16 protein-coding genes are annotated in these 21,277 nt (G+C 52.4%); 8 read left to right on the top strand and 8 right to left on the bottom strand.

Annotated features, from left to right (window positions below; translation table 11 throughout):
* Positions 1 to 41: 41 nt before the first annotated feature.
* Both ACSPJT_RS17745 and ACSPJT_RS17750 read right to left on the bottom strand, forming a co-directional pair.
* Complete coding sequence (locus ACSPJT_RS17745) at positions 42 to 425, bottom strand: NINE protein (protein WP_435893900.1); 384 nt, start codon at positions 423 to 425, stop codon at positions 42 to 44.
* A 64-nt stretch (positions 426 to 489) separates the two neighbouring features.
* Entirely contained in the window at positions 490 to 1,239 is a 750-nt protein-coding gene (locus ACSPJT_RS17750; protein WP_435893901.1) for an AraC family transcriptional regulator, read from the bottom strand.
* Positions 1,240 to 1,298: 59 nt separating this feature from the next.
* On the opposite strand from ACSPJT_RS17750, the gene ACSPJT_RS17755 reads away from it, so the two are divergent.
* Both ACSPJT_RS17755 and ACSPJT_RS17760 read left to right on the top strand, forming a co-directional pair.
* A complete protein-coding gene (locus ACSPJT_RS17755; RefSeq protein WP_435893902.1) occupies positions 1,299 to 4,931 on the top strand; it encodes a proline dehydrogenase family protein in 3,633 nt (1,210 codons plus the stop codon).
* A gap of 208 nt (positions 4,932 to 5,139) precedes the next feature.
* Positions 5,140 to 5,904 (top strand): hypothetical protein, encoded by a 765-nt coding sequence (locus tag ACSPJT_RS17760; RefSeq protein ID WP_435893903.1) that lies wholly within the window; start codon positions 5,140 to 5,142, stop codon positions 5,902 to 5,904.
* A gap of 76 nt (positions 5,905 to 5,980) precedes the next feature.
* Here ACSPJT_RS17760 and ACSPJT_RS17765 read toward each other — a convergent pair whose 3' ends face one another.
* The 3 genes from ACSPJT_RS17765 to alr form a co-directional block, all read right to left on the bottom strand.
* Entirely contained in the window at positions 5,981 to 7,993 is a 2,013-nt protein-coding gene (locus ACSPJT_RS17765) for a BamA/OMP85 family outer membrane protein (protein ID WP_435893904.1), read from the bottom strand.
* Positions 7,994 to 11,485 (bottom strand): translocation/assembly module TamB domain-containing protein, encoded by a 3,492-nt coding sequence (locus ACSPJT_RS17770; RefSeq protein ID WP_435893905.1) that lies wholly within the window; start codon positions 11,483 to 11,485, stop codon positions 7,994 to 7,996.
* 118 nt (positions 11,486 to 11,603) lie between these two features.
* Positions 11,604 to 12,725, bottom strand: a complete 1,122-nt coding sequence (gene alr / locus ACSPJT_RS17775) for an alanine racemase (protein ID WP_435893906.1) — start codon at positions 12,723 to 12,725, stop codon at positions 11,604 to 11,606.
* Positions 12,726 to 12,921: 196 nt separating this feature from the next.
* Here alr and ACSPJT_RS17780 point away from each other — a divergent pair, with 196 nt between their 5' ends.
* Both ACSPJT_RS17780 and ACSPJT_RS17785 read left to right on the top strand, forming a co-directional pair.
* Positions 12,922 to 13,458, top strand: coding sequence for a hypothetical protein (locus ACSPJT_RS17780; protein WP_435893907.1), 537 nt, complete (start codon positions 12,922 to 12,924; stop codon positions 13,456 to 13,458).
* Between the two features lie 67 nt (positions 13,459 to 13,525).
* Positions 13,526 to 14,650, top strand: coding sequence for a peroxiredoxin family protein (locus tag ACSPJT_RS17785; protein WP_435893908.1), 1,125 nt, complete (start codon positions 13,526 to 13,528; stop codon positions 14,648 to 14,650).
* A 4-nt stretch (positions 14,651 to 14,654) separates the two neighbouring features.
* Here ACSPJT_RS17785 and ACSPJT_RS17790 read toward each other — a convergent pair whose 3' ends face one another.
* Positions 14,655 to 15,356: a basic secretory protein-like protein gene (locus ACSPJT_RS17790; protein WP_435893909.1), complete on the bottom strand. Its 702-nt coding sequence runs from the start codon at positions 15,354 to 15,356 to the stop codon at positions 14,655 to 14,657.
* 148 nt (positions 15,357 to 15,504) lie between these two features.
* On the opposite strand from ACSPJT_RS17790, the gene modA reads away from it, so the two are divergent.
* Genes modA through ACSPJT_RS17810 form a run of 4 tightly spaced genes read left to right on the top strand, consistent with a single transcriptional unit; the run spans position 15,505 to position 18,851 of the window.
* Positions 15,505 to 16,299 (top strand): molybdate ABC transporter substrate-binding protein, encoded by a 795-nt coding sequence (gene modA / locus ACSPJT_RS17795; protein ID WP_435893910.1) that lies wholly within the window; start codon positions 15,505 to 15,507, stop codon positions 16,297 to 16,299.
* On the top strand, positions 16,289 to 17,131 hold the full coding sequence (locus tag ACSPJT_RS17800) for an ABC transporter permease (protein WP_435893911.1): 843 nt from the start codon (positions 16,289 to 16,291) through the stop codon (positions 17,129 to 17,131). Before modA ends, ACSPJT_RS17800 begins: the two co-directional genes overlap by 11 nt.
* Before the next feature lie 2 nt (positions 17,132 to 17,133).
* Positions 17,134 to 17,790 carry an ATP-binding cassette domain-containing protein gene (locus ACSPJT_RS17805; protein ID WP_435893912.1) on the top strand — a complete coding sequence of 219 codons (657 nt, stop codon included), beginning with the start codon at positions 17,134 to 17,136 and terminating at the stop codon, positions 17,788 to 17,790.
* The gene (locus ACSPJT_RS17810; protein ID WP_435893913.1) at positions 17,787 to 18,851 is read left to right on the top strand and encodes an alkene reductase; all 1,065 of its coding nucleotides are present in this window, start codon (positions 17,787 to 17,789) and stop codon (positions 18,849 to 18,851) included. The genes ACSPJT_RS17805 and ACSPJT_RS17810 overlap by 4 nt, the downstream gene beginning before the upstream one ends.
* Before the next feature lie 27 nt (positions 18,852 to 18,878).
* Here the strand turns inward: ACSPJT_RS17810 and ACSPJT_RS17815 are convergent, their stop codons facing one another.
* Together ACSPJT_RS17815 and ACSPJT_RS17820 are read right to left on the bottom strand one after the other, a co-directional pair.
* Positions 18,879 to 20,258, bottom strand: coding sequence for a sulfatase-like hydrolase/transferase (locus ACSPJT_RS17815; RefSeq protein WP_435893914.1), 1,380 nt, complete (start codon positions 20,256 to 20,258; stop codon positions 18,879 to 18,881).
* A gap of 12 nt (positions 20,259 to 20,270) precedes the next feature.
* Positions 20,271 to 21,110, bottom strand: coding sequence for an alpha/beta hydrolase family protein (locus ACSPJT_RS17820; protein ID WP_435893915.1), 840 nt, complete (start codon positions 21,108 to 21,110; stop codon positions 20,271 to 20,273).
* Positions 21,111 to 21,277: the final 167 nt, after the last annotated feature.

Below are 21,277 nucleotides of genomic sequence, written 5' to 3' on the forward strand. Positions count from 1 at the left end.
AATTGCCCCGCACCAAATGCCAACTTTAATTTGCCACTGCGTCATACGTTCAGTTCATCGACTTGAGTATTCAGCGTGAGTAGATCGTAAATGTAGCCAATGCCGAACAGTCCACCGGTCAGCAGAAAAATGAGACCCGTTCCTATTTTCCCCAGGTAAAAACGGTGAACGCCGAAAATTCCGAGGAAAACATGCAGCAGAAATGCGATCGAATAATCATATCTTCCGGCCTTAAACCTCTGGTTCGCCTCACGGTTCATGCCCGGAATCAGCACCACATCGATCAGCCAGCCGATGCCCAATAGTCCTGCTGTTAGTGCCCAGATACAGCCGGAAATCGGTTTGCCATAATAGAACCGGTGGATGCCGATGAACCCAAAAATCCAAGTCAGGTATCCGATCAGCGTGCTGTGTGTCTCTTTCATGGTTCCAACATGCAGCCGGTTCCTGATTTTCTCTATTATAAATCGTCAGAGGCTTTGTAGCGCATCAGGCCGAGTTCTTTTTAATCCCCATCGCCGCCCGATAGCCTCCAGGTGCCATGCCCACAGTTGCTCGGAACTGTCTGGTAAATGCCGACTGATCGCCGTAGCCGCAGTCGAGGGCGATGTCGATGATCGGCTTGTCACTCCTTGCCAACATTCGTGCAGCATTCTCAATGCGTGTCTTGCGGATAAACTGGGAGGTGGTGACTTTGAAAACTTTCCTCATCCGGCGGTCGAGCTGAGTGAGGGTGAGGTCGGCTTGTTTGGCGAGTTCGGATGGATTCATATCCTCGGAGAAATCGCGCTGGATATTGACCACCACCTGCGCGACGCCGGCAAAACGAAGGTCGGTATCGCTGGGTGTTAGAAGATCTCTGGAAATGGAAGCCAGCCCGATGACCTCACCAGATTTTCCTGCCAGTGGAATTTTCGTGGCAAGATACCATCCTTCGGTGCCGCGTGGATTGAAGTTCAGTTCCAGTCGGTTCCGAATTTCCTCACCATGTTCGATGACGCTTTTATCCTGCTCCTCATAGACGGCCGCGAGGTGAGGGGGGAAAATTTCTGAGGCTGTCTTTCCGAGGATATTATCGACGGATGCCACCCCAAGCCTCAACGCGAAAGCAGGGTTGGCGGAAATGTAGTATCCGTCTTTGTCCTTGATGCAGAACACGATGTCCGGAACTTCGGCAAAAAGCCGCTCAGCCACCATCGGAGTGGAGAGTGATCTGAGAAATTCATCGCGTCTGCTCATGTAGAAACAAGATAGGGTGAAAAAAGATCAAAAAGCACGCCATTTATGCCGAGATAATCATGGCGGATGTCTGTTTTGGTCAAGACGGTCAGCAAGGAAATCGCTATGATTTGGCAATGAAGATGACGAATATCCAAGCGCAGCTTTCCAAAATAAAGAACCAGCAGCTGAGCGATGAACAGCTGGCGGAACTGGCTGTGGAACTCGCCGCCGAGATCCTTACGGTGGCGAATAAGGGACAGAAAATGTCCGAGCGATACCAAGGCTGGAAAATGGCTCGCATGATGAAGGACCCAATGGGGAAAACCCTCACTTTGGCTCTGGCCGATCAAGTTTTCCGCCCGAACACCGATGCCCGCTCGGCCTCACAGTTCCGTTATCTCATCGAGGAATACGGCATCCCCACTTACTTGCCACTGCACGAGCAGATCGCCATGCGCGCAGGGTCCATCGCTTCCGCCGTGGCTCCGGAGATTGTCATGCCAGCGGTCACCACCAAGATGCGCTCAGAGAGCGATGGCGTGATTCTTCCCAGCGAGGACGGTCAGTTAAAGCCGCACCTGCTCAAGCGTCGCAAACAGCGCACCCGCATGAACATCAACCAGCTTGGCGAGGCAATCCTCGGTGAGGAAGAGGCCCGCCACCGCATGGATCAAGTGATCTCCAGGCTTGAGAGTCCCGACTGCGAATATATCTCCGTCAAAATCTCCGCCATCTTCAGCCAGATTAATTTGGTGGCATATGACGCGACATTGGAAAAAATCAAAGACCGTCTGCGCCAACTTTACCGCACCGCACAGCAGCACACCTTCACGCGTGAAGACGGTTCAAAATCGCCCAAGTTCGTCAACCTCGACATGGAGGAATACCGCGATCTGCACCTAACGTGTGACGCCTTCAGAGAGGTGCTTATGGAGGAAGAGTTCATGCCGATGAAAGCTGGCATCGTGCTCCAGGCCTACCTGCCCGATTCCTTTGAAGTTCAGAAACGCCTCACCGAGTGGGCGAGGGAACGTGTTTCCAAAGGCGGTGCACCGATCAAAATCCGTATCGTCAAAGGTGCGAACCTTGCCATGGAACAGGTCGAAGCGAGTCTCCACGATTGGGAACAAGCCCCTTACCACACCAAGGCCGACGTCGATGCCAACTTCAAACGCATGGTTCACTACGGCTGTGAGCCAGAGAATGCCAAAGTCGTGAACCTCGGCGTGGCCAGCCACAACCTGTTCGAGATCGCCTACGCCATGCTGCTGCGTGCCGGTCATGAGGTCGAGGAGTTCGTTGAATTCGAGATGTTAGAAGGCATGGCGAATCACCAGGCACGCGCGGTGCGCGACGCCGTCAATGGCCTCTTACTCTACGCCCCTGTAGTAAGAAAAGAAGACTTCCACTCCGCCATTGCTTATCTTGTTAGACGACTCGATGAAAACACCTCCGAGGAAAATTTTCTACACGATCTCTTTGGTATGAAAGTGGGCAGTGAGTCATGGAAAAAGCAAAAACAGATGTTCCTCACCGCCTGCCGCCGCCGCGACGAGGTCAGTGCGCTTCCGAATAGAAAACAAGACCGCACCACAGAAACGCACGAACTTGATTTGGAAAAACCATTCCACAACGAGGCAGATACCGATTGGTCACTGCGCCACAACATGCGTTGGATTTTGCAGGAAATCGAAAACTTCAAGAACTCTAACATCGACACCATACCAGTCCAGATTGCTGGTGAAACCCAAGTGACCAACCACTTGGAAATCGGTCGCGATCCCTCACGTCCGGGCGTAGAGGCTTATCAATACAGCCTCACCGATGCTGCCGGAGTGGACAAAGCCCTCCAGTGCGCGGTCGAGGCCCAGCCAGCTTGGGAGGCGAGGGGAATCGAAGAACGCAAAGTGATCTGCAAGCAAGTCGCTGTAGAGCTCGCCAAAGTCCGTGGTCACTGCATCGCCACCATGGTGTTAGATGGTGGTAAGGCGGCAGCCGAAGCTGATGCCGAGTTCAGTGAAGCTATCGACTTTGCCACCTACTACGCCGACAGCCTGAATGACGCTGGCTTCTTTGACGGCACAACCATGAAAGCACGTGGCACCATCGTGGTCACCCCACCATGGAACTTCCCATTTGCGATTCCATGCGGAGGTATTCTCGCCGGTCTGATGGCTGGAAATACCGTCATCATCAAGCCTGCTCCGGAAACCGTGCTCACGGCTTGGGAGATGGTGAAAGTTCTTTGGTCGGCAGGCATCCCCAAGGATGTTCTGCAGTTTGTCACCTGCCCGGATAACGAAATTGGACGTGCGCTCGTTACCGATGATCGCACCTCATGTGTTATTCTAACAGGAGCCTTCGAAACCGCCCGGATGTTCCAAGGCTGGAAACCTGAGATCCGACTGCTCGCCGAAACCAGCGGTAAGAACAGCCTGATCATCACCTCAGCCGCCGATCCTGACCAAGCGGTCAAGGACCTGGTGAAAAGTGCCTTCGGTCACGCCGGACAAAAATGCTCCGCCGCCTCACTCGCCATCATCGAAGCAGATCTCTACGACAGCCCTGCCTTCATGCGTCAGCTTCGCGATGCCGCCGCCAGTTTGAAAGTAGGTTCTTCCTGGGACCCATCATCCATCGTCACCCCAGTCATCCGCAAGCCGGATGCCAATTTGCACCGCGCACAGACCACCTGCGACGATAACGAAAGCTGGTTGTTAGAACCACAAATGATCGATGAGAATCCCTGCCTCTGGTCACCGGGAATCAAACTCGGTGTTGAGCCAGACAGCTGGTATCGCCGCACCGAATGCTTCGGCCCTGTGTTAGGCCTGATCCGAGCGAAGAATCTGGACCACGCCATCAGCATTCAGAATGATTCAGACTTCGGACTCACCGGAGGTATTCACACATTGGATGCCCGAGAGATCGCCATCTGGCGCGACAGGGTAGAGGTGGGAAATGCTTATATTAACCGCAGCATCACCGGTGCCATCGTGCAGCGTCAGCCCTTCGGTGGCTGGAAGAGATCTTGCTTCGGACCCGGTGCCAAAGCCGGTGGACCTAACTACGTCGCTCTGATGGCACGTTGGACTCAGGACAAATTACCATCCCTCGCCGCCACGCCTCGCAAGGAAATCATCGATTTGTTAGGAGACCTAACGGTCGCCCTACCACAGCATGCCGAGACCCTCCATGCCGCCGCAACCAGCTACGCGCACTGGTGGAATGTCGAATTTTCTCTCGAACACGATCCCAGCCAACTGCAAGGGGAGAGCAATCACTTCCGCTACCGCCCGCACCAGCGCATTATCCTGCGTGCAGATCACTTCAGTGATCTCGCCATCGCCCAGATCGTTCTGGGGGCAGCCACCTGTGGTTCGAAGCTGGACATCAGTGTCACGGAGCGAAATGACTTCATCAAAACACTGCCATGTTCCGTGGTTGAAGAATCCGATTCAGCGCTGGCCACTCGTCTGCCCAAATGTGCAGTGCACTACAGCGCCATCCGGATGACGAACGCGAACAAGCAACTGCGCATGGCCGCAAACGAAGCCGCCGTCCGCGTGTTTACCGCTGATCCACTTGCCAATGGCCGACTCGAACTACTCACTTACCTCAGCGAGCAGTCCATCAGTGAAACCACTCACCGCTACGGCAACATCATCCCAAAAGCTGCGGATCTGCTGCATGTTGGAGTGGATAAGTAACTCAGTCTTGGTTCTTTTTTTAGTTATGATGTCTTAATGAGATGGCTGGGAAGGCCTGTAAAATATACATTGTTTAGTATTGTCAGCCCCCTATCAGTTAGGGTATTTAGCCTTCCGTGAACCAAACTCATCATAATCATGAATGAGGTGGGGATCGTTAACCAGAAAACCAAAACACCCCCTAACAACCAAACAACCAGACTGAAACATGAAAAAAACAATCATCGCCGCAGCTTCTATTGTTGCGCTTTCCGCTCCAGCCTACGCCGAGCTTGAGGGGAACCTCAGCCTCACCTATCAAAGCCAATACAGTTACCGTGGCGCAAACGGAATCCTTGAAGATGCCGCCGGGTTATTTGGTGCAGACACTGAAGACGTGTTTGACACTGAGCTTAACCTTTCATGGAAACTGAACGATCAGTGGAGCTTGATAGCAGGCGGAAACGTCAACACCTTGACTGATACCAGCATCGATCACGATCGCTACCGCGGTGGTGTTCGTTACAGCACAGAGTGCTACACTCTTGAACTTGGTTACCAGAGCCAGAACTTCCGTACTGTGCTTGGAAACATCGACACTGATGAGATTTATCTCAGCGTTGGTGCCAAGTGCCCACTAACAGGTGCTGATCTTAACCTCTTCGTAGCACACGACATCGATCTTCTTGATGGAACCTATGTCGAGCTGAGCGGCCACAAGTCTTGGGAAGTTTGTGATAAGACAAGCGTCGGTGTTACCGTCGGTGTTTCTTACTCATTTGACTACTGGGACAATGTCATCGGCACCGGTAACGACTGGAACAACGCTTACATCACCCTCTCTCTGGCCTACAATGCCACTGAGAACCTGACTGTAACTCCTTACGTTACCTACAGCCAAGGTTTTGACGCTCTTGATGCCTCAGGTCTGCCAGGTAACCTTGAGGAAGACGATGAACTGACCTTCGGTGTGAAAGCATCTGTGAAGTTCTAATCGTCAGATTAAAATCATATCTATTGTTGCCCGGCACGTTCTGCGTGTCGGGCATTTTTTTTAGTCTTCCAATATGTTAGAAACTGGTGCCAATGGTGAAGTGGAAGGTGCCATTGGGCTCTCCCTCTCTTTGGTTCAAGTTATGTCCATACTCTAAGCGAACAGCACCGATGGGGAGGTCAACTCGGATACCGGCACCGATGGCGTAGCTAGGGTCACTGAAGCTTCCCCAGTCGCCCACGTCGCTGTATACCTGACCCATATCAAAGAACAGTACGCCTTTGATAGGATCCTTGATCGGACGGATGTATTCGAGACTGGCATTCCAGTAGGCCTGGCCACCAAGAGGATCGTCAGAGAGCGAGCGGGGGCCAAGTTGGCGTTGTTCAAAGCTACGCACGGAATCTGAACCACCGCTGAAGAGCCGGAGATCGATGGGAAGCTTCTCCACATCAGCGGGCTTGATCGCACCGGTGCTGAAGCGGGTGACAAAGAAATTCTTCTCCCCTAACACAAAGCGATAGGAACCATCAAAAACGGTTTTCAAGTATGTGGTGGACTCTCCACCGGTGATGCTGCCGAACTCAAGAATTCCCCTTGCGTAGAAACCCGAGCTAGGCAGGAGGGGATCGTCTCTGAAATCGACAGTTTGTTCAAATCCGAGGCGTGTGTTCAGATAGCCATCAGGTCCTAACTCTTGCTCGGTCAGTGAACTGGTGGATGTTCCGACACTTGAAGTTCCCAAGAAGAGGCGGCTGCTGTAATGATCGTGATACTTTGCCAACAAGCTGGCTTCGACACCTGCCTCGGATTTGTCATAGCCGTCATAGAGTCGTTGCAGCAGGAATCCGCGCAATGTCAGCTGAATGGGTTCTCCCGCGAAATGAGGCTCGGTAATACTGAGCTCGCCTAGGAAACCGCGGCCGCTGTATTCTCCGCGCGCGTTGAGCTTGAGGAGGTTTCCTCTCAGGTTCAGGTCTGTGTATGACATCCCCAGGATGCCGCCTTCGAAGGAACCGAGCCCGATGTAGCTTTTCAATGCTTTGGCCTCTGCTTCTGTAACATCAATCTGAAGGTCTAACATGCCGCCTGGCACTGGCACCGGGCTGAGGGTGGCACTGCGGAAGGCACCGGATGCTAACAGATTACTCAGCGCTTTATCCGCTGCGTTCCTGTCAAAGTGGATGTCTTTGAGTCCATCAAAGTATCGGCGGATACGTTTGGTCTTGGTGTATTTATTCCCGCGCACCACGATGTCATCCACCGTGTATCGTATCCCTCGGTTAATCTCAAAAATGAGCGTGGTGACGCCCCCAACATGTTTGGCATCCACAAAGATTTGAGCAAAATGATAACCCTTCTCGCGGTAGTAATTTTCCACGATGGAGTTGATCTTGGTCATATTGCCACTGTCCGCCGTTTCACCAATAAACGGTTGCACATCCGGGAGGATTTCGGCGAGGTCTTCGGCTGGCATGCCATTGAATGAGGGGCGCGCCAGTTTGAATTTAGCCCTCGCTGATAGGTTGAGCTGGATGTTGACCTGCTTGCTGACGCGATCGTATTTTTCATTGGCGACCGATACACTAGCCTGCCAGTAACCTTGTGACTTCAGAAAATTCTGCACATTGGAGGCCCCCTTCAGACTGTATTCTTCAATGAACGGAGCTTTGTCTGCCGCCACTAATTCAGTTTCTATCAGCGGCTGTAGGAAATACTGCCGTAGTTGCTCTCCGGTCAACGGCCCCATGCGATTGGCTTTTATCTCTCCGTATTTGTAGCGGACTCCAGGCCGGGCATTGATCTCGATGACGTTGCCTCCCGGTAGTTTCCAGTCGACCTCCGCATCCGCATGTCCGGCGCGGATCAGCAGACGCTTGAAGAAAAATGCGGCGTCGTCCGCACGCCAGCTGGAAGCCTCCCGTTGCTTGATAAAGTCCAGTCTTGGGCGCACTTTGGCCACGAGTTCCTCGCGTTTATCCAGAGGGATGCCATTGATGCGGATCTCAGCACCACTGACTTTCATTCCGGGTAGGAATGAAAGTGGCGCGGTCAAGGCTAACAGCAGCCATGGTTTCGGAAGATGCATCTATTTAAATCGGATAACGTAAACGACCAGCCCACGCGTCTGTTGGGTGTCATCCACCTGGGCGGTGAAGTGCCAGCGGCGGTGAAGTTCGACGGTAGCGGAGGAGAATTTTCTGCCAGTGAAAGGATCGGTTTCGCCAACGTTTAGGTTAAGGTCATCGATGCCGGAAAGCAGGAGTTTGAATAATTTGTTCCCACCCGGCTTATCATTACGCTGTTGTAGTTTGAGCAGGAAAACTTGGAATGCCTTGAAGGTGGCGACGCTCTGGTTTTCCAGGCCGCTGGTGGTGGTGCCGGTGGCTAACAATGCCATCACCTCGCTCTCAGGAAGTGGCGGGTAGGAGGTGAATGCTGTCTTCGGAGAGTTCGCTGAGCCATAGACGAAAACACTGACGTCATACGAGCCAATGGTGGATTTCCCCCGAATGTTCAATGTCGGATTGAGACCATTCTTTGGGTCGAACACAATTTCGCCGCGTTTGATTTCCAAAATACTGAATGGCAACTTGGCCTTCACTTCATTGACTAGAATGGTGCCTGATGGAGCTGGTTTTTCCAGTGTGCCGCCTACCTTGATCGATCCGCTCAGATTTCCAGCTGCCACATTTCCGCGGATAAGAACCGGGTCGTCCGTGCGTACTGTTAGGTTAAGCTTCCAATTGGCGTAAGGCTCTGGGATCGGCAGCGTGTCGTTAGACTTTTTCTTGGAAAGGGCTGGCATCTTGACCTTGGCCACTTCTGAGGAAGGGACCCCGATGGGGATTAGCTCGATGTCTTTATAGAAGAGCGATTCGGCAATGCCGACGGTGCCGCTGATCGTGGCGTTTTCCATATTACCCTTTAATTGGATGTCGGAATTTGCCCGGACCGATACCATGTCATCGCGGTGAATCAGCGCGAATTGTGTGCGAAGATAGAGATCGAAGACTGGCTTTTTATAGTCCCTCAGATCAACAGTGCCACCAGCTTCAAACTTCCCTCCATTCACCAGAGCTGTCAGCTTTGTCGTCGCTTTTTGGTTTTGATCGAACTTGGTGTTGAGTTTGACGTTTTTGATGTCACCGATGCCATCTTTCTTGAGCTTGATGAGTGGCACATCCGCATCCAGATCGACCAGGTATTCCGGGTTTTCAATAGTGCCTTTTAGCGTAGCCTTACCGTTCAACGTGCCAGTGAGCTGTTCTAGCTGGGGAATGAAATTCTTGAACCGTCCGAGCTTGAGAGTGTTGATTTTAACTTCTGCCGATAGAGGCGCATTGCTGATAAAGTTATCAATAAAATCGGGATCATTGATCCAGTCCGACGGAGTGAAGGGAACTGTGCCTGTTAGGAGAAACCGGTCGACGTCTCCTTCTAGCAGTTTCCCGCTGATATTGAGCTTTTTGTTTTCAGAGTAGAAATCGAAAGAGAGGTGTAAGGGAAGTAAGTTACCATCGTCCACGCCTTTGACGTCACTCGCGCGGGCACTGCCTTTGATTTGAGGGTTGTTAGGTGTGCCACTGAGCTGGACATCGAGATCGGTGGTTCCTGTCATCTTATTGAGCAGGTCAACTTTGAACCACTCTTGAATTTTCTTCAGCGCGATGGGCTGCGTTTTCACGGCGAGATTCCATTCGTCATTCTGGTTGAAAAACTTTTTAGCGCTGTCGATTTCTGCTTGGAAGGGGAGTTTGCCGTTGAGCGTGGCGACTTGTTCCCCACCGCGTGTGAGTTTAACCTTGCCGATATCTACAATCTCGCCATCCCATCTGAGAGAGGCACTGCCGTTCCAGTCTTTTTCTTTAACTTGGAGGGATGTCAGCGTCACCGATTCCGGCCAATTGTAATTCGCCTCAGCCGTGATGTTCAGGGCAGGGGTGTCAGGTAGGATGAGATTCAGTTTCTCGAGTTTTAATGTGCCTGACTGTGGGATCTCGGGATTGTTAAATTCAGTGGCATTTCCTTTTCCTTCCCAAGTCAACGCGACAGGTCCTTCGAGTTTGACCTCTGCTTTGAAGATACGTGCGAGCGCATTGATCCAGGCCGGATCTCCCTCGGTAACACTGAGCTTGCCTTGGTAGTCTTTGTTATCAATGCCGTAGTCGGCATCGAGTTGCAGGACGATGGCGCCATTTCTTTTGGCCTCTAATTTAGCGGTGCTTTTCCCGTTGCTCAGATAGTTCGCTGTTAGGTCGAGTTCAGGCAAGGTCACTCCATCAGCAGCGACTTTGGTAATTTGTCCTTCGAGGTCAGCCTGTGTGACTTCGTTTTCTTTGACCTCGATGTTCCCCTTGGCATCGACGGCGGTGTTTTTCAGTTCGATCCCCTCTGGCAGATCGTCGATTAATTGAATGAGTGTGCCGAGTTTGGGAACATCGACTTCATAGCTCGCTTGGGTATGGCCCCACCAAGTTTCTGACTCAGGTGAAAGCCACCGGCCATCGGCTTTGATGGAGAGAGCATTGGTGTTGAGAGTTCCGTTTACCGCTAGCTGGTAGGCTTGCTTGTCCTGCGTCAGTTCGAGAGTTGTGTTTTCGAGCTGATAGTCTTGGTAGGTGGCAGATGCGAGACGGGTGTGGGCTTGGATTTTCCATTCGGGCAATGGTTTCAACCACTCGCTGACCGTTGCGTCGAGTTCTGAGATGGAGAAATCGGCTGGTAGTTCGAGATCGAAGCGTTCGACGAGTTCCTTCGAATTGATCGTCCCGTCAGAGAGCTTAGCAGATACATTTTCCTCCACGCGCACGTTAAGTGTGGCGGCGAGAAATTTGAGGTCGCCTTGGCCCTTGAAGTCGGAGGTCCAATCGATTGCCACTTTTTCCACTGCTATATCCGGAAGGACCTCAAAGCGGTCGATACTGGCGGCTTCCGGTTTCCATACCAGATGAACATCCTGCTCTGGTGTCGTCCGGCCTTCGCGATCGGTGGCTACGAAGCCGTGCATGTCGAATGCATTGGATTCCGCCTCGTGAACAAATGATTTTAAATTGAAGTGGGCCTGCTGAACTCCGGACTTTAAAATGCTGATATCCAGGTCGGTGATAGTGATGGATGGCTGGCTGATCCACGGGTGGAGAGTCTGCAGCGTGTCCTTGATTTTTGTATCAGTGGATTTTTCCTCTTCTTGTGAGGGCGGAAATTTATCGAGATCGATGACGACGACACTCTGCTTGAGATCGACACCCCTCACTTTCGAACTGAACAGCTCGGAGAATTTGTAGTGCGCCGAGGCCTCGCTGACTTTCAGAGATTGGATGCCTTGATCTCCAGTGTATGAGAGATCTTGGATCGTGAAGCCCCCCGATAAGGTGCCGGTGACCTCTGAGCTCCCGGTCATGCCTTGTGCCTCTAGCGCCTTGTTCAGGCCATAGTGAACCAGCCAGCGGGCGCAAGGTCCATTGACGAGATAACAGACCACTAGCAGCCCGATCAACAAAATGATCTTGCGGCGCTGCGAGCGTGGTTTTTTAGAGGGGGACTCCTCTGGGGAGTCTGAAAATTCTTCGTCGGGCATCGGGGAGGGCACTATGAGGCATTGTATGCAAGGATGCAAATGGTGATTAGCGAGTTCCTTTAATCGGTGAGACAGATGTCAGCTGGCACATGTCACATCCGTGAAGCTCTGCGGGGATTTATAAATAGATCCGGGTCACTCTGGGTGTGATACCGGTGAGCACAGCCCAGGAAATGGTGCCCGCTCGCTCAGCCACTTCGCTGACGAGAATGTTCTCGCCGAAAAGCTCCACCTCGTCGCCGCTTTCGCAATCAGGCAGTTCCGAAACGTCGATCATGATCTGGTCCATCGTCACGCGGCCTAACAATGGGCATCGCTTGCCACGAATGAAAACCGAGGCTCCGTTTCCTGAAATTTCGCGCGGGTAGCCATCGCCATATCCAATTCCCACGGTGGCCACCAACGTGTCTTTTTCCAAAATTGTCTGTCGACCATACGAAATCCCGTGACCAGCAGGTAGCTCGCGCACTAGCGAAACCCGTGACTTGAGAGTCAGCACCGGAGTGAGTTTGTCTTGAAATTGGGGCAGTGGCGAGATGCCGTATAACATCAGGCCCGGACGGTAGAGATTGGTTGATGCACTCTGATACCCTAATAATCCGGCGCTATTGGCCAAATGCCTGAATTTGAAACGATCGTAGTCGAGTTTATCCAACAGAACTTCGAATACCTCAAATTGTGTTCTGGTAAATTCTTCATCTTCATCAGCGGAAGGCAGGTGGGAGCCAATGCCCTCGAAGTAGAGATGTTCAAAGTCTTCAAGCTCACCGATTTTTTCCAAGAGGGCGTCAGGCAGAAATCCACCACGGCCCATGCCGGTATCCACGGTGATGTGCACGGGTAGCGGCTCTGCGTTATTTTCTCGGACCAGTCGATTGAAATCTCTGGCTTCTGCCAGACTCGAAATACAAGGAGTCCAGCGACGGGCGACGATTTCTTCACGCTCTGAGGGAAAGGTAGGCCCGAGCAGGTAGATACGCGTTTTGATACCCGCTTCCGCGAGCCTTCGCGCTTCAATCACGCTGGCTACTCCAAGAAAAACAGGAGCCTCGGCAGCGGGCAATTGCTCCAGAGCCGAGGCGATATTGGCAATTCCGTGGCCATAAGCCCCCGCCTTGAGCACGGCCATGATGTCCCCCTTTTCGCGCGAGACAGCATAGTTCTGGCGCAAGTGGCTGAGATTGACCTCGGCCCAAGCTCGCGGCGGGGAAACGGGAAAGGTTTGAGAGTGTCCGTGCACGTTGTGGATATAGGTTCTTTATGAGAAAACCCCAATCAAAAATTGATGACCGCTGACCGGGTTCCACACCATTCGTCTGGGAGATCCTGTCCAACTCACCGTCGACCGAGGGATCCAGGTGAATGGGGGAATCATTTCTTCCGAGTAGTAGAGTGGCTTGAATTAGTGACTGATCAGCTCGGCCTATGCTTGCATCGTGCGCGCCCCTCCGTTAAATGGGGGCAACACGATGTTTGATGCTAAAAAACTTACCGAAGACCAGGTCGCAGCCATCAAGGGATGGGCCGAAGAAGGAGCCCAGCTTGCTGATATCCAGAAACGCATGGAGGACGAGATGGAATTCCGTCTCACCTACATGGACACCCGGTTTCTGGTGCTGGATCTGGGAATAGAAATTCGTAACCTCGCCGAGGAGGAGAAAGCGAAGGAGGCCGAGGAAGCGGCTGCTAATCCAGTCGATCCCACCTTGGATGAACTGACCGAGGACGATTTGGAAATTCTACCTCCTACGCCCCAAGGTAGCGGAAAAGTCCGTGTCACCGTTGATGGAATCGCCCGCCCAGGCGTCATGGCCAGTGGTCGGGTCACCTTTGCCGATTCCCAAGGTGGCACTTGGTATGTCGATGAGATGGGCAGGCTCGGCGTCGATCCTGACACGGAAGGTTATCGCCCTACTGAAGCTGACATACTGGCTTTCCAGAAAGAGTTGCAGGCCGTGATGGATGCTCGTTAGCAGGTTTGCCTAGGCACACCGCTCAGCTTGCCCTTGATCCGAGGTTTTATTTTGTTACCTTGCGCCCATGATTTCAACCACGCACCTGAAACGATTCCTGGCAGGATTGGTTTTCGCCTTGGCCACATGCCAGGCTCCGCTCCATGCAGCCACGGATGCCGAGGCTCAGGCGATTGTCGATGAATACAACGGTGTCTATCAGCAGTGGATGGCTGAGATGCGTCTCGCCAAGGATCCGCGCACATTGGACTTGGTGACTAAAAAGCGCCCCGATGCCGGCATCTATGCCACGAAGCTTAAAAACCTGTTGCGTAAGGACCTCGCCAACGACTGGAGTCTGAAATACGGAGCATGGTTGTTAGAAAACGATGCGGCGCTAAAAGCAGAGTCCCAGCGAGCACTGCTCAATGCCGTTGAAAAACATCACGTCAAGAGCCCGGAAGTCGGTGCGTTTTGCATCGCCATGATCAATTTAGACGCCGGTGGTGAAGTCCCAAGGCCTGGCGATGTGCCGCTGAGATCGCGCGGTATGAAGCTCTTGGAAATGATCAAGAAAACCAATCCGGATGAGAAAGTGCAGGGGCAAGCTGCTCTGGCACTTTCCATAATGTTAGGGGACTTAGGAGATGATGGTGGTATCATGCGTCAGCGCATGACCAATCTGAAAGAGGCAATTATCAAGAGTGCCGACGTCAAGGTTGGCCCGGTCACTGTAGCTGATGTAGCGCGCGACGAACTGTATAAGATCAGCCATCTCACCAAGGGCAGAGAGGCCCCGAATATCGTTGGGCTGGACTCAGCCAATCGTCCTATGAACCTTAAGGATTTCAGAGGAAAGGTGGTCATGCTGGTGTTCTGGTCGAGCTGGGATCTCGAGGCAGCGCGAGTTTTAGAGACACTGCGTAAGAGTGTGGAAAGCAAAGCGGGCAAACCTTTTGCCGTGGTCGGCGTCAATCGCGATACCTTGGTCAACCTGCGCGCACTGGAAGCAGATCGTATTGTGACGTGGAAGAACTTCTCGGATCCTGAGCAGAAGATAGCCAAAGACTACCGTCTGGCCTCATGGCCGTATTGCCTGGTATTGGATAAAAATGGTGTGATCGCATATCGCGGAGCTCCCGGATCCTTCGCAGATGCTGTGGCAAATAACTTGCTTCTGCCCTCTGCCGAACCATCGGCCCAAAAGCCCTGACCGGTCACTCGGCTGCGGGTTTCCATCCAGAGCTTTTATAATCCGCAGCAAGCTGTTCCAGAGTCTTGCCGGTGATTTCTTTCCAGATGGTTTCTTGGTATTTGTTAGATCTCAAGGCTTTCGAAACCGTCTGCATGACCGGTTTTTGATAAGTCTCATCCAGATAGAGCAGAAAAGCGGCAGAGTGCCAGTAGTGGCCGAATGGCTTGCTATGGTCGACATGAGTCCGGTTCCACTTCGCCCATCGATCGGTCGTGTGGAGTTTGAACCGTGTGTAGTCGGCGGCACCTTCGATAAACCAGCTGGGTTGGCCGACGGGATACCGCTGGATCACATGAGTCAATTCGTGCACAAAAACCCCTTTCGTATCGGCTGGATCACGTTCGAGATGTTCAGCAGAGATGGTGATGACATTGCCTGACGCGTGTGCCGGATGATCCATTTTTTTCTCAAAACGAATGACCACATCGCGATGGGTGTGCTCAGCGGGGGCACCTAACATTGTGATCAATTTCGGCCAGACATCGAAGTAGATCGAAGCCATCTCATCAAAGCGCGGAGCAAGCGTCTCGAAGCCAGTGAGTTGAGCGGAGAGACTCAGGGCGTAGGGTTTCTCCTGGTAGGTGATGGATTTTTTCTTGGTCGTATTTTGCTCGGCATAAATCGAGCAACAGAGACCGAGGAGAACGATGAAAATTCGCAGCATGATGCCGATATACTAGCGGTGTGCGAAATACCCGCGAGTAGAAAATCTTGCCGACTAAATGCCACATACAGATACCGAACTTGCAATAGACGAGGATCTCAAGATGATGGCCACGCCTCACTCCCAAGGGGCTGGAAATTGTTAAAGCGTGAAGAGACCACTTGTCATCATCGTAGCCATGTTCGCTGCCCTTGCAGTGCTCATGATTTTATTAAGTCGGCACGGATCCAGCGATGAGGGGCGGCGCGAACTGCTGGTCCATTGTGCTGCGGGTCTACAATTGCCTCTGACCGAAATTGCCAGATCATACGAGCGCGAGCATCACACCCGTGTGATACTCAACTTTGCTGGTTCAGGCGTTTTGGAATCACAGCTGAAAACAACTGGCGGTGATCTGTTTATCCCTGCGGATGACTCTTACATCGAAAACGCAGTCTCACAGGGGCTGGTCAGTGAAACCGCTGCACTCGCGGAACTCCGGGCCGTGATTGTGGTGCCTAAGGGAAATCCCAAACGGATCAAATCTTTGTCTGATATCGCATTGGAAAATGTGCGGCTCTGCGTGGCGGAACCTTCAGCAGCAGTCGGCAAGTTCACTCGCGACGTTTTGCTGAAGGCGGGCCTTTGGAAGGGAATCGAACCCTACGTCATTGTGACCCAACCGACCGTGAATGGAGTGGTGACAGCGGTTGCGACAGGTTCAGTGGATGTGGGCATCGCTTGGGATGCCGTAGCCCTGCAGTCGCCAGAGGTGGAAATAGTTCGGATCCCGCTGTTCGATGCCAATCCTCGCCAAGTTCGCGTCGGCGTGCTGAACCGGGCTGCCAGCCATGAAGCTAGAGACTTTGTAGACTATCTAACGGCGGAGGAAGCAGGTCGCCGTATCTTCACCCGCCACCACTACACCTCGCCTCCTAGGACTGACAATAAAGATGGAAACTAAACCCCATGCCACACGTCGGCTTTCAGGAGACCTACCGTTTTTCTGCGGTTTGGGAATCATTGCGTGGCTTTATGTGGGTCTGATCCTAGCCATGGTGCTGGCAAATGTCAGCGTGGTGAGCTGGGATACTCTGGTGCAAACGTGGCGGCAACCGGCGATTCAATCGTCGATCAAGCTGACCTTGCTGTCCTGCACTACCACGGCCTTGCTTTCCATTCTCTGTGCCGTTCCTACTGGCTATCTGCTGGCCCGGTTTAAGTTTCGTGGTCGTAGTGTCATGGACGCCATCATGGATATTCCGATTGTTCTGCCGCCTTTGGTTGTGGGGCTGAGTTTGCTGATTTTGTTCAACAAGGTGGATTTGCTGGGAGCTGGCCCAATAGAAGGCTGGCTGAATGATCACGGTATGAGTGTGACTTATAGCGTGGCGGCCGTCGTGCTGGCGCAGTTTTCTGTGGCGACGGCCTTCGCGGTGCGGATGATGAAAAACACCTTCGAGCAAATCGATCCACGCTGTGAGGATGTCGCCATGACTCTGGGTTGCAATCGATCGCAAGCATTCTGGCGAGTGGCTTTGCCGCAGGCAGGGCAGGGAGTGGTGGCCGCAGGAGTCCTCGCTTGGGCCCGGGCACTGGGTGAGTTCGGACCAATCCTCGTTTTTGCTGGTGCCACGCGGGGACGAACAGAGGTATTGTCCACTTCCGTCTTTTTGGAGATTAACCTGGGTAACATCGGAGGGGCGGCTGCCGTCTCGCTGATCATGATTGCCTTGGCGATCAGTTTGATTTCATTGATACGCTACTTTACCCGCTCAGAATCTAACTTCTTCTAACAATGTCCCTCGCAATCAACCAGCTTCATGTCAGCGCCGGTGAGTTTACCTTGGCTGGGATATCTTTGGCTATCCCCGACGGGGAATGTGCGGTGCTCATGGGCCGTAGCGGAGTGGGGAAAACGACTTTGATGGAAGCCATCTGTGGTTTGCGGTCTGTGGATGCTGGCTCGATCGTCATCGACGAAGTGGAGATCAGCGCGCTGCGTCCAAGCACACGAGACATCGGTCTAGTGCCTCAGGATACCGTGTTGTTTCCCCATCTCACTGTACGCGAACACCTCGCCTTTGGTCCTTCGCTTCAAGGGTGGCGTAAATCAAAAACCGCCAAACGCGTCACTACCCTAGCGGATTCATTACAGCTAACTGAGCTACTCGACCGTAAACCAAAGGGGCTCTCAGGAGGGGAGGCACAAAGGGTCGCGATTGGTCGAGCGATTGCGGGGAAACCCAAGCTGCTTTGTCTCGATGAAGCTCTAACAGGATTAGATAATAAGACGCACGATGCCATCATGCACTTGCTCAAAAAAGTGACCGAAGAGGAAAATCTAACTACCTTACACATCACACACCGTGAGGAGGAAGCTGATTTCTTGGGCGATCTGATCTATTCGCTGGAAGACGGAGCGATCACGCTTAAGGTGACGTCACAGATATGACTTCATCGATTTTATTAGAACCGATTCAGATAGGTGCATGGCAGCTTCCTAACCGCATGATCATGGCACCTCTCACTCGTTGTCGGGCTAGCGAGGGCCGAGTGCCAAATGAACTCATGGCCGAGTATTATGCGCAGCGCGCATCGGCGGGTCTGATTATATCCGAGGCCACTTCGGTCTGCCCGATGGGCGTGGGATATCCTAACACACCTGGCATTTGGTCCGATGAGCAAGTGGAGGGATGGAAGCTGGTTACGAATGCTGTTCATGCCGCCGGTGGTAGGATTATCCTTCAGCTATGGCATGTAGGGAGAATTTCAGATCCTGTCTATCTTGATGGCAAGCTCCCAGTGGCACCAAGTGCTATCGCGGCAGCTGGGCATGTCAGTTTGGTCAGGCCTGAAAAATCTTTCGAAACACCAAGGCCCTTGGAACTCGATGAGATCCCCGAGGTGATCGAGGCTTATCGCAAAGGCGCTGAAAATGCCAAGAAGGCGGGTTTTGACGGTGTTGAATTACACGGGGCGAACGGCTATTTGTTAGATCAGTTTTTACAGACCAGCACCAATCAGCGTGATGATGAATATGGAGGGGCTATCGAAAATCGTGCCCGTCTGATGTTAGAGGCCGTTGATGCCGCGATCTCGGTCTGGGGCTCTGACCGCGTTGGGTTACACATCGCACCTCGCTGTGATGCTCACGATATGGGGGACTCAGATCCTGCCACGACATTCGGATACGTTGCACGCGAGATGAAACGCCGGAACATTGCCTTCATTTTTGCAAGAGAAGGAAAAGAGGAGCCACGTCTGGGCCCGATGCTGAAAGCCGAGTTTGGCGGCCCCTTTATTGCCAATCAAGACCTCAGCTTTGAGGAGGGGGAGAACATGATCGAGTCAGGAGAAGCCGATGCCATTTCTTGGGGCAAGCTCTTCATCGCGAATCCGGATCTGGTAAAACGCTTGGCCATGGAAGCCGAGCTTAACGAACCCAATCCCTCAACCTTCTATGGAGATGGCAAAGAGGGATTAACGGATTATCCGTTTCTTAATGCACACTGAATATCTGCCTAACAGAGTAGGGTGATATTAGTTAGAAATCTTTGGCCAGTCAGGGAAGACAGGCCTGTCCTTCGTGTTTCGTCCTGCCTTTGTGGCGGGCGCAGCGGGGGCTTTGTTGATGAGACCTTCCAGCTGAGAGTGCGCTTTCTGGGCTGAGGGTGTCAGTTTGCTTTCTGCGAGGTTTTTAGTTTCCTTGAGGTCATTCGGAACATTGTAAAAACGCCCATCGCGATAGAGTTTGTATTGCTGAGTGCGAACGAACTGGCCCGGTTTTTTGTTCCAATACGGTTGATAGTGGCAGAAGACGGATGAACGAGGTGCTCCTGTTTCTCCCTGTAGTTGAGGGAGGAAACTTTGGCCGTCGATGGGGTCAGTTTGATCTAACTTTAGTCCAGCAGCGGCGGCGAGGGTCGGATAGAAATCGGTGAAGTCAATGAGGTCATCGCTTACCTTGCCAGTGGGAGTTTTGCCCTTCCAATAGGCGATGAGTGGTACATGGGTGCCCATGTCTTTCATGCCACCCTTGCCTCCTCGGATCATTTGATCGTTCCATCGCGAGGTAATCGAAACGTGGGTGCCGTTGTCGGCGGTGAAGAGGATGATGGTGTTTTCCAGTTCGCCGAGAGCATCGACTTTTTTAACAATCTTGCCCACGATTTTGTCCATGTAGTTGACCATGGCGACGAAGTTTTTCTTCTGTAGTTTTGAATCTTTCGGGTGTTTGTCAGATCCTTTTTCATTGGGGGCAAGACTGTCGGGCGTAGCGACAAAAGGGGAGTGGACCAGCACCATGGGGTAGTAGAGGAAGACTGGGTTTTGCTTATGATTTTGCTCGAAGAAGTCGCAGAGGAAGTCGCTCATCAGGTCGGGGCCATATTTACCTTGGGTTTTTTCATCTGGGAGGAGGGAGCCATTTTGCTCAATGGCAGGGCTCCAAAACCGTTCGCCAGCTTCGGCCGTTTTAGTCAGTTGCCACAAGCACCAAGCATCGAAGCCTGTTTTTTGGGGGCGTTGGGCGTCATCGTGACCTGGAAGTTTGTTATAGAGTCCGTTCAGCTGCCATTTGCCGGCGACAGCAGTTTTGTATCCTGCATCATGGAGAAGGTTACCAAACGTTTTATCCTTCGGGTTGAGGTAGCCGAAGTGGGTGTAGTTTCTGAAATTATACTGTCCGGTCATCAGCATCACTCGTGAAGTGGTGCAGATGGGGGTGGAGTAGCAGTGGGAAAATTGCATGCCCTGCTTGGCCAGTTGATCCAGCTCGGGGGTTTTATAGTCCTGAGCTCCATAGGTCCCAAAACACTCCCAGCTGACATCATCCGCCATGATCAGGATGATGTGAGGTGGCTTGGCCAGTGAAGTTTGACTCAGGAGTATTCCTCCTATCAGGGCAAGTAGAGCTTTCATGGGAAGAATCGATTACTTGGTCACAGCAGCAGGTTTGACGCCATCGGCTTCCATCAAATACTTCACCAGCGGCTCAACCGGGCTGAGTCCGTGTGGGTGGTGGCCTTTGCCTGGTTTGTGCCAGACCTTTACGGGTGATTTAAGGTCTTTGAGATTTTTGGCTAGGACGTCGCCGTTTTCCTTGGGAGGAACCACATCGTCGGCAGTGCCGAGGACTAGCGCAACGGGAATGCCCTTGAGTTTTTCTGCATGTTTGGCATCGGTGATTTGCGGGTGCGTCTTTGCTTCCTCCTCATTGATTCCGTATTCCTTGAGGCAACGTTGCCATTCGTTCTTTGAAAACTTGCCGTTTTTGCCGCCTGGCCATGATTTGAAATCACAGACTGGGTTGTCACCGTAGACGGCTGAGACACGATCGGGGTGCAATGCCGCGTAGTTGAAGATGAACAAGCCACCGCGCGACATTCCTTCGAGCACGGCTTTCTTTTTAAGCCCCAACTGGTCTGTGACAAAGGTATAGAACTGGTCGCCGCGCTTCATCGCAGCCGCACCACCGAAGAGGTTACTCACATCGACATAACAAACGTGATAACCTTGGTTCAGAAGTGAAATTTCCAATGCTGGTTGGTGACCGAAAAACCTCGCACGCCAGATCCATGGTAAACCTTGAGCCGCTGCTTTAGGGGTGACTACCGTGCAGCCGAAAGTATTGCCTGGGAGTTTGAAATCATAGCGAGGAAAGCCATGGAACTTGGACTGTTTGGCTTTCGCTGCCGTTAGCACCTCAAGCTTGGCTGTTGGCGCGGCGGATAGCAGGCAGGACGAGATCAGGAGAATAATAGGAATACGCATAATGAATGGAATAGACTACGGGATTGAGGAGGAGATTATTCATCACTTCACTTGAATGCCATAATAAATAAACAAGAGGACAATGACGATAGAGGACTTAAAACCGGTGTTGTTTTACAGAGGATTCTCCTCCTCTTGCGTTTGGATGTGCCGAGCCAAGATCTAAT

The sequence above is a fragment of the Oceaniferula spumae genome (assembly GCF_042849255.1).
GTDB classification, from domain to species: domain Bacteria; phylum Verrucomicrobiota; class Verrucomicrobiia; order Verrucomicrobiales; family Akkermansiaceae; genus Oceaniferula; species Oceaniferula spumae.